The following is an 8,768-nucleotide window of genomic DNA, read 5'->3' on the forward strand; positions in this document are numbered from 1 at the left end:
AATTTTTGCCTGGTTATCGACCCTATTTTCTCGCCTCAAAATAGAACACTTAATTAAGCAAATTGGTATCAGTTAATGAAATGAGAGATCAGATAGCAAAGAGGATATGTTTATTGCTTAGCAAGATTATGGCAATGCAAGCTTCTTTGACAGAAGTTACATTGCCCGGCGATTAGTTGAAGTCAGTACAAGGGCCGGTGATCACGCAGGGGCGGCCAGGTCCAGGGCTCGTCGCAAGGGTATCTGTGTCGGTTGGTGGCGGGCAGTTACGGTAACTTGGGTAGCTGCTATCCGGTTCAACGTTGCCGCCTGCAACGTTAGGCGTTTGTGCCAGGTTTAACTGCTGAGACTGAGATAGTGCCTTCAACTTGGTCTTTTTTACTTGTAATTTCATGAGTTATATCCTTAGTTATTCATGGTAAAAGTGACCTGCGACTTTCCTGCTGCAGGTACATTCAATGTGGCATGATGCACATTGTGTTGTCAAACTGTTTTTGTTGTGTTTATTTTTTGTTTTTAATGATGGGTCAAAAGCCCGTCAAACGGGCTTTTCAACATAGTGAGCGTTTAGTTACAGGCCCCAGTGATCACACAAGGGCTGCCAGATGCACACTCCGCGGTCATTGGAATACAATCCCGGTGCCACCAGGAAAACTCACCCCCTGCGACCTGAGGAGTCTGGGCCGGAGCTAGTTTTTTTGCCTCTGAGAGGGATTTGAGGTGCGATTTTTTCATTGTCAGTGTCATTTTTTAATCCTTTGTCATGTTCGTTATGCTTCCTTTACTGCAAACGTCAAAGGCGCTTTTTTAATTTGTCGTATAATTAACCATGTTGTCAAACTGTTTCAATGAGAGTGCATACGTTACCTTGATGGGCGTTTCTCAGAAGGTACAACTCCTCTTAAAAGGTGCTGTTTGTCGGTGAACCTCATGTGGTCTGAGCTCGTTAAAAGCGCTACAATTGAGGTTCAATATTTGCAGGCAGAGAACACCGCGTGACCGTTGACCGTCAACTAATCAGTACTTTACACACCGCATTTAACAGCATTACCCAGCAGTCGTTATATGCTGATAAAATCATTCAGCATCATATACAGGATAATCCACACTGGCGCCGTGAAGATAAAGCCTATTTTGTCACGACATTGTATGACTTAGTGCGCTTTGTGCGTAAGCTGGCGTACCTCAGTAATGTGACTGAGCAGGACTTCTGGCCCATCTGGCAGGCATATCAGGTGCTTAACGATGGACATATCCCTGACTGGGAAGAGATGTGTGAACTCACAAAATCGGATCTGCAAGCGCGCCTTGAGAGCGCCCCTCGGGCTGTCCAGCTCAGCTACCCTGATTGGCTCGATGAGTTAGGGGAGTCACAACTTGGACAACATTGGCCTGTTGTGGCCGAGGCGTTAAATCGTGCGCCGGGTTATTACCTCAGAGCCAATACTTTGAAAAGCTCAGCACAGTCGCTTGCCGGTAAGTTAGCGAAGGAGCAGATAGCCTGTGAACCCGTCTCTTCATCGTTGCCGGATGCCCTGGCGATTGAGGCCGTTGATAGAGTGTTTAGATCCAGTGCGTTTCAGGCAGGTGAGTGTGAAATGCAAGACGCCGGCTCTCAGCAAATAGCGCCATTACTTGATCTGGCACCAGGCATGAAAGTGGTCGATGCCTGCGCTGGTGCTGGTGGCAAAAGTTTACATATTGCTGCTTTGATGAACAATAAAGGTCGTCTGTTGTCGATGGACATTCATCAGCATAAACTGGATAACCTGAAAAAGCGTGCAAAGCGTGCCGGTTGCCATATGATTGAAACGCGGCTTATTAAAAATAACAAGACCATCAAACGCCTTAAAGATAAATTTGATCGGGTTTTGCTTGACGTCCCTTGTTCGGGAACGGGTGTTTTACGGCGCAACCCAGACAGTAAATGGCATCTCACAGAGCGAAATGTCGATGAACTTATTGCGCTTCAAGCGGATCTGCTGCAAAGATACAGCCAGATGTGCCGCCCAGGTGGTAAGCTGGTATATGCAACCTGTTCAGTATTACCGGTTGAAAATCAACAGCAAGTCGCTCAGTTTTTGGATGTAAATCCTGGCTGGACTCTGCAACAAGAGCTGAGTCTGTTGCCTGGTGTTAACTCAGAATTTGACGGATTTTATGGCGCTGTTTTGTGCCGTAACCAATCACCTAAAGATTAAACTAGGATAAAACACATGAATCCCATTATTGCTTTGCTTAAAGAGCACAACATCAGTGACGAAAAAATCAATGAAGTATTCCAGGCGTTGACCGAAAACCCGCTAATGGCTATGGCTGTCGTTCAGCAGTTGAATATTCCTGCGGATAAGCTTCAACAGCTGATGGCCCTCGTAATGCAAAACCCGGCACTGATCAAAGAAGCAGTGCAGGAGCTGGGTTTGGATTACGATAAAGTAGAACAGGCAAAAGCGCAGCTTAAACAATAATTAATCCTGCCCATGCGGATGGGCTCGGTGCTAAAGCCGGCTCGTCCGTTATACCAGACATCTCATCAGACAAATTCACTTCCTTTGACTAAACTAAATGCTATTCGCGTGGTAGCACCCATTTATGATAAGGATACTCAATGCTTTCCAGCAAAACGCTCGAACATGATTCCCCCATGGTTTTTGTGCTCTTTACGGCCATTGCCTGTTTGCTCTATTTTTTCCGACCCAGCTTAATGCCGCCTGCGCAACAGGCTGATAAGCAGGCATTGACCGTATTTCCGAAGCACTTGCAGCAGTACCTCAGCGATCCAGGTGCGGCACCTGTACTGGGGATTGATGTGTCCCATTATCAGGGCACTGTTGACTGGCAGCAGGTTGCCAGGGCCGGTGTGCAATTTGTTTATATCAAGGCCACTGATGGTATTACTTATCAGGATCCTGCATTTTATTCTCATCTCAAAGGCGCTCAGGCGGCCGGTTTGCAGGTGGGTGCCTATCACTTCTTTGAGCCAGATGACGATCCCGTTAAGCAGGTCGGCAACTTTACAAAGACGGTGCAGGGTCTTGGGCTCACGCTCATGCCTATGCTGGATGTCGAGATCACCAGTAACCGCTCCGCGGAGCAGATCAGCAGCGGAGTTGCAAAGTTTATCGCGGCAGTACAGCAGCGCACTGGATGTCAGACACTCCTTTACAGCTATGGCGACTTTTGGCAAAAAAACTTATCGTCTCAATTTGCCAGTCACCCTTTTTGGTTAGCGGATTACGCCGACAGCCCCAGTGTGCCAGAGCAGGCCAAAGCCTGGTGGCTATGGCAATACTCAGATTCAGCCCATCTTGCAGGGGTGCATACCCAGGTTGATGTAGATGTAGTGATAGCCGGTGAGGCTGGGCTAAATGCAATGAAATGCGCAACGATGGGAGCAAAATCATGAACTTTGCAAAGCAGCTCTGGCAACATGAGCATACAGTAATGCGGGCATTGTTATTGCTGATTGTAGTGACATTTTTAACCCTGGTGGTGATCCACTACCATGACTGGCAGCACCGTCCGGATGCGCTGTATCTGAGCAATCAGGCATATCTGCACCATGTTGAGGTGCAGGCGCTGGACGATTTATTCTATCTGGCCGAGATAAATGGCCTGCTTAAAGTGGTTGAAAGCAGCCAGGTGGGCGTGTCTTTTATTGCCGAATTTAAAGTGGATGTTGGCAATATGATTGCAACGGTCACGCATTATTTGCAGCAGGGGATCAATCTTAACCTTGCGTCACTGGTTGCCGTGGAGATCTTGTCCTTGCTTGGCGAGGCTGCCCACGTCATCGTGATGCCATTATTGGTGATCACTTTGAGCGGTGCTACAATCTGGCTGTGTGCTGAGCTGTTTGGCCTGCCTGTGGTGCTGTGCGCGGTCTTAAAACGGGTGTGTGAAGGTCTGTTACTTGCCTTTGTGTTGCTGCACCTGATGCTGCCTTATGCCATTCATATTAGCGGCGCCATTAGTCATTCTGTTAGCGCCAGCTATAAAACCACGGGCCGCACAGCGTTATTGCAATATCACCAGGACGTCACACACGGACAAAACAAAGCATCACTGAAAGATAAGGCCGAATCGAGCATTCACGAGCTGGAAAAAGTTTCGCCCAGGCATGTCAGATATCAGCAAAATGCTTTGTCACACTATTTGGTAAGTACGCTGGCGGTCAATCTGTTTGACCTGATCTTAATGCCATTACTGCTTATCTGGGGGTTCTATCGTATTGTGAAAGGGCTGTACCTGCATGCACAGGAAACCTATCGGATAGCAAAAAGTGGTGAGACAGAAACGATAAAAGGGCCATAAAGGCCCTTTGGTGAAGTATCGTTCAAGTTAGTTTGGTTACTCTAACCCCTTAAAGCAACCAACCAATTGTTTTGCAACTGAGGCTTATCTCATTAAGTTTCTAAGCTAGCGAGAGGAAAAACCCTGCAATTGCTGCGCTCATTAGGTTAGCCATAGACCCTGCTAAAACCGCCCTGAGCCCTAAGCGTGCGATATCCTTTCTTCGACTTGGCGCCATACCGCCCAGTCCGCCTAGTAAGATGGCTATCGATGACAAGTTAGCAAATCCACATAACGCGAATGTGACAATCGCTTGTGTGTGCTCACTTAACGTGTCGCGATAATTCATAAAATCCAGGTAAGCAACAAACTCATTTACAACCAGTTTCTGGCCGATAAAGCTGCCTGCCTGAGTGGCTTCTGCCCAAGGTACACCTAACATCCAGGCAACCGGAGCAAATACATAGCCTAAAATCTCTTGTAGTGTCAGTGTCGGATGGTCAAACAACCCACCGATACCGCCAAGTAACCCGTTTAATAGTGCAATCAGTGCTACAAAAGCCAGTAACATAGCACCGACATTCAGTGCCAGATGCATACCGCTTGACGCGCCAGCTGCTGCCGCATCGATCACATTAACCGGTTTGTCGTCGCCGCTATCAACCTCTGCGAGGTTTTCTTTTGGCTTTTCGGTCTCCGGCACAATCATCTTGGCCATCAGGAAACCCCCTGGTGCTGCCATAAAGCTGGCCGCGATCAGGTATTTGAGTTCAACACCAATGGCAACATAACCTGCCATCACTGAACCTGCCACCGTTGCCAGACCACCTACCATGACGGCAAAGAGTTCTGACTGAGTCATCTTAGGGATAAAAGGTTTTACAATTAAAGGTGCTTCAGTTTGTCCCACAAAAATGTTTGCCGTTGCTGACAAAGATTCAGGTCTGGACGTTTTCAGCAGCTTTTGTAGACCACCCCCTAAGATTTTGATGATCCACTCCATGATCCCGATGTGATATAACACACCGACCAGGGCTGAGAAAAATACGATCACTGGCAATACCTGGATCGCAAAAATAAACCCTATATTGTCTGCACCCGCTAATGGGCCAAACAAAAAACTGATCCCGTCATTGGCGTAACCAATGACAGATGAAACCGCTTTCGACATAGCCGCAAGCGCGTTTTTACCGGCTTCTACAAAGAGTACAAAGCCGCCGATGAGTATTTGCATGATAAATGCGATACCCACGGTTCGATAATTAATGGCACTACGCTTGGTGGAAGCGGCGTAGGCGATGGCTAGTAGCATTAACATGCCGACTAAGCTCATTATTGTTGTCATGCCAGATTGTTCCCGTATTATTCTTGCAGTAAATATTTTATTTTACTTTTAATAATATCAATCGCAACGCGATTCATACCGCCACGGGTTACGACCAAGTCGGCATTGTGCTTTGAAGGCTCAATAAATTGGTAAAACATAGGTCTTACCGTTGCCTGATATTGCTCAACCACCGAAGAGATACTTCTACCGCGAGTTTCTATGTCTCGTTGCATTCTTCGCAGCAGACAGATATCAAGCGGCGTATCAATAAACACCTTGATATCAAATTCTTCGATTAATGCTGGATCGCTTAACAGTAAGATCCCTTCAACGACTAAAATCTTTGCCGGGTTTACCGTGCGTGTCTCACTACTGCGTGTATGTTGAGCATAGTCGTAAGTCGGTACTTGTACAGACTTACCTTGACGCAGTTGCGTCAGGTGCTCTTTCATTAACGCGTGTTCAAACGCATCCGGATGGTCATAGTTCGTTTGAGTTCTGTGTTCAAACGGCAAATGCGATTGATCTTTGTAATAAGCGTCTTCTTCTATAACGGCGATGGCACCCGATTCAAGTTCGTTTACTAATTCGTTATAAATAGTTTGACTAAAAAGAGACTTACCGGACGCAGATGCGCCGGCGATGGCTATAATTGTTCGTGTCACTAAAGTTCACACCCAGCAGCTGTTAATGTTGGAAGATCACAATAGCAAAAAAGACACGATTAATCTCTTTTGCCTCGCTTAAGGAGCAAATTTAATTGTTTTGGTTATAACAAAACAGGACTTATGTCCGCTGGTCCAATTAGTGACAGGATTTAATTAATATAGGTACAAGTTGTTTTTTGTTATGCTTTTATGACAGCGGACTTATGTCCTGTACGTTAATTTTGGCTACAAATAAAGTAACACCCTCTGACGAGTAACCACGACAAAAAAACAAAACCGTTGTGCGTCAGAATAAACAAATGAGAGGTAAATTATGGCAAGAGCAATCATATTAATGGCAGACAGCTTGGGCATTGGCGCAGCGCCCGATGCCGAGAAGTTTGGAGATGCTGGTGCTAATACCTTCGCTCATTTGTTAGCAGCTTATAAGAAAGAAAAGGGCGAAGCCTTATCTTTACCTAATTTAAGTAAGTTAGGTTTGGTTGCCGCATGTGAAGCCGCAGGCAAAGAAACGTGTGAAGTTGCCGAGCGCATCGAGCCACAAGCAGCCTGGGGTTATGCAAAAGAGTTATCCAGTGGTAAAGATACACCGTCTGGGCACTGGGAAATGGCAGGCGTACCTGTGTTATTTGATTGGGGTTACTTTCCCAATACACAGCCGTGTTTCCCACAAGAATTTATTGATGAGTTGTGCAAGCGTGCAGAGATCCCCGGTATTTTAGGTAACTGTTACGCGTCGGGCACAACCATCTTAGAGCAACTGGGTGAAGAGCACGTCAAAACTGGCATGCCTATTTGCTACACCTCAGTTGACAGTGTGTTTCAAATAGCCGCACATGAGCAGTCATTCGGCCTTGACAAGCTTTATCAAGTATGTGAAATCGCACGGGCACTGCTTGATGAAATGAATATAGGACGAGTGATTGCGCGGCCATTTATAGGCACTTCGAGTGCCGACTTTATTCGTACTGGTAATCGTCGCGATTACTCAGTGTTGCCACCGTCGCCAACGGTACTAGACAAGCTGGCAAACGATGGTGGTGAGGTGATAAGTATCGGTAAGATCGCAGATATTTATGCGCATCAAGGTATTACGCAAAAGCACAAAGCGCCTGGACTGATGAATCTGCTGGAAAAAACCAGCGAAGTCATGGCAAGCGCACCGGACCACAGCTTGATTTTCACCAACCTGGTGGATTTCGACGAGAAGTTTGGTCACCGCCGAAACGCGGTTGGCTATGCAGAAGCGTTAGCGCAATTTGATGCTTATTTACCGAACATCATCGACCAATTAAAAGACGATGATCTGCTGCTTATTACAGCTGATCACGGCTGTGATCCGACCGCACCGGGCACAGATCACACCCGCGAATACGTGCCAGTATTGGCGTATCGTAACGGAATGAACAATACTCCGTTAGGTGAAAGAAACAGCTTCGCAGACATGGGCCAGACACTGGCTCAATGGTTTAACCTGTCTGCTTGTGATTATGGTGACGGCTTTGCAGCCCAACTCGCTAAGGCTTGATTTAAAGGAAACATGTTATGAGTACTCCGCATATTAATGCTAACCCAGGTGATTTTGCAGAAACGGTGCTAATGCCAGGGGACCCACTGCGTGCCAAGTACATTGCTGAAAACTTTTTGCAAGACGCACGTCAGGTAACGGACGTACGCAACATGTTTGGTTTTACCGGCACTTATAACGGTAAGCCAGTTAGTATTATGGGCTCAGGCATGGGTATTCCATCTATGTCTATTTATGCTCGCGAGCTGATTGTCAGCTTTGGTGTTAAAAACTTAATTCGCATCGGTACTTGTGGCGGTATTAATCAGGATACAAAAATCCGTGATGTTATTTTCGCTCAGGGTGCCAGCACCGACTCAAACGTTAACCGTGCTCGTGTACGTGGCTATGATTTTGCCGCGATTGCTGACTTCGGTCTGCTTGAGAACGGTGTTAACGCAGCACGTCGCCTGGGTATTGAAGCAAAAGTGGGTAACGTATACACCACAGATACCTTCTATCAGGCCGACAGCAGCTTTTACCCAGAGCTAGACAAACTGGGCGTACTGGCTGTGGATATGGAAACAGCTGGTCTGTATGGCGTTGCAGCTGAGTACGGTGCAAAGGCAATGGCACTATTCACAGTAAGTGACCACGTGATCACGGGTGAAGCAACGCCGCCAGAAGAGCGTCAAAGCACGTTCAATGAAATGGTTAAAATTGCCCTAGAATCAATTTAAAGAATTTGGTCCTTTAAAAGGGCCTCCCTGTTCCTTGGTAACGTAATCGCAGAGTTTTGGAGACACGCCTAAAACAACGCGAATCACACCCAAAAAGCCGCACCTAGTGCGGCTTTTTTTTATCTGTCATTTGTTGCGCTCATTTTGTTGCTATAATACCAATTTCACTTAATGCCTGTTCAATTTGACGGAGCAAATATGACGCTAACTGTGTTAAAAATTTCTCATTTAGA

Annotated in this window: 9 protein-coding genes; 6 read left to right on the top strand and 3 right to left on the bottom strand. The window is 46.6% G+C overall.

Translation table 11 applies throughout. The annotated features are described in order from the left end of the window. Window positions 1-172: 172 nt before the first annotated feature. Window positions 173-394, bottom strand: a complete 222-nt coding sequence (locus C3B51_RS23275) for a hypothetical protein (protein ID WP_125717231.1) — start codon at window positions 392-394, stop codon at window positions 173-175. A 601-nt stretch (window positions 395-995) separates the two neighbouring features. Here C3B51_RS23275 and C3B51_RS23280 point away from each other — a divergent pair. The 4 genes from C3B51_RS23280 to C3B51_RS23295 all read left to right on the top strand — a co-directional run bounded on the left by C3B51_RS23280 (window position 996) and on the right by C3B51_RS23295 (window position 4,314). Continuing rightward, entirely contained in the window at window positions 996-2,201 is a 1,206-nt protein-coding gene (locus tag C3B51_RS23280) for an RsmB/NOP family class I SAM-dependent RNA methyltransferase (protein ID WP_206076674.1), read from the top strand. Between the two features lie 15 nt (window positions 2,202-2,216). After that, complete coding sequence (locus tag C3B51_RS23285) at window positions 2,217-2,468, top strand: DUF2999 family protein (RefSeq protein WP_046004601.1); 252 nt, start codon at window positions 2,217-2,219, stop codon at window positions 2,466-2,468. Between the two features lie 140 nt (window positions 2,469-2,608). Beyond that, window positions 2,609-3,406, top strand: coding sequence for a glycoside hydrolase family 25 protein (locus C3B51_RS23290; RefSeq protein ID WP_130246552.1), 798 nt, complete (start codon window positions 2,609-2,611; stop codon window positions 3,404-3,406). After that, window positions 3,403-4,314, top strand: coding sequence for a hypothetical protein (locus C3B51_RS23295; protein ID WP_130246553.1), 912 nt, complete (start codon window positions 3,403-3,405; stop codon window positions 4,312-4,314). Before C3B51_RS23290 ends, C3B51_RS23295 begins: the two co-directional genes overlap by 4 nt. Window positions 4,315-4,414: 100 nt before the next feature. Here C3B51_RS23295 and C3B51_RS23300 read toward each other — a convergent pair whose 3' ends face one another. Both C3B51_RS23300 and udk read right to left on the bottom strand, forming a co-directional pair. Then, a complete protein-coding gene (locus tag C3B51_RS23300; RefSeq protein ID WP_046004603.1) occupies window positions 4,415-5,638 on the bottom strand; it encodes a NupC/NupG family nucleoside CNT transporter in 1,224 nt (407 codons plus the stop codon). Between the two features lie 17 nt (window positions 5,639-5,655). Then, window positions 5,656-6,285 carry a uridine kinase gene (gene udk / locus C3B51_RS23305; RefSeq protein ID WP_049865267.1) on the bottom strand — a complete coding sequence of 210 codons (630 nt, stop codon included), beginning with the start codon at window positions 6,283-6,285 and terminating at the stop codon, window positions 5,656-5,658. Between the two features lie 316 nt (window positions 6,286-6,601). On the opposite strand from udk, the gene C3B51_RS23310 reads away from it, so the two are divergent. Both C3B51_RS23310 and deoD read left to right on the top strand, forming a co-directional pair. Further along, a complete protein-coding gene (locus tag C3B51_RS23310; RefSeq protein ID WP_125717228.1) occupies window positions 6,602-7,816 on the top strand; it encodes a phosphopentomutase in 1,215 nt (404 codons plus the stop codon). Between the two features lie 17 nt (window positions 7,817-7,833). Next, a complete protein-coding gene (gene deoD / locus C3B51_RS23315) occupies window positions 7,834-8,535 on the top strand; it encodes a purine-nucleoside phosphorylase (protein ID WP_125717227.1) in 702 nt (233 codons plus the stop codon). Window positions 8,536-8,768: the final 233 nt, after the last annotated feature.

The sequence above is a fragment of the Pseudoalteromonas rubra genome (genome assembly GCF_004212645.1).
GTDB classification, from domain to species: Bacteria; Pseudomonadota; Gammaproteobacteria; order Enterobacterales; family Alteromonadaceae; genus Pseudoalteromonas; species Pseudoalteromonas rubra_G.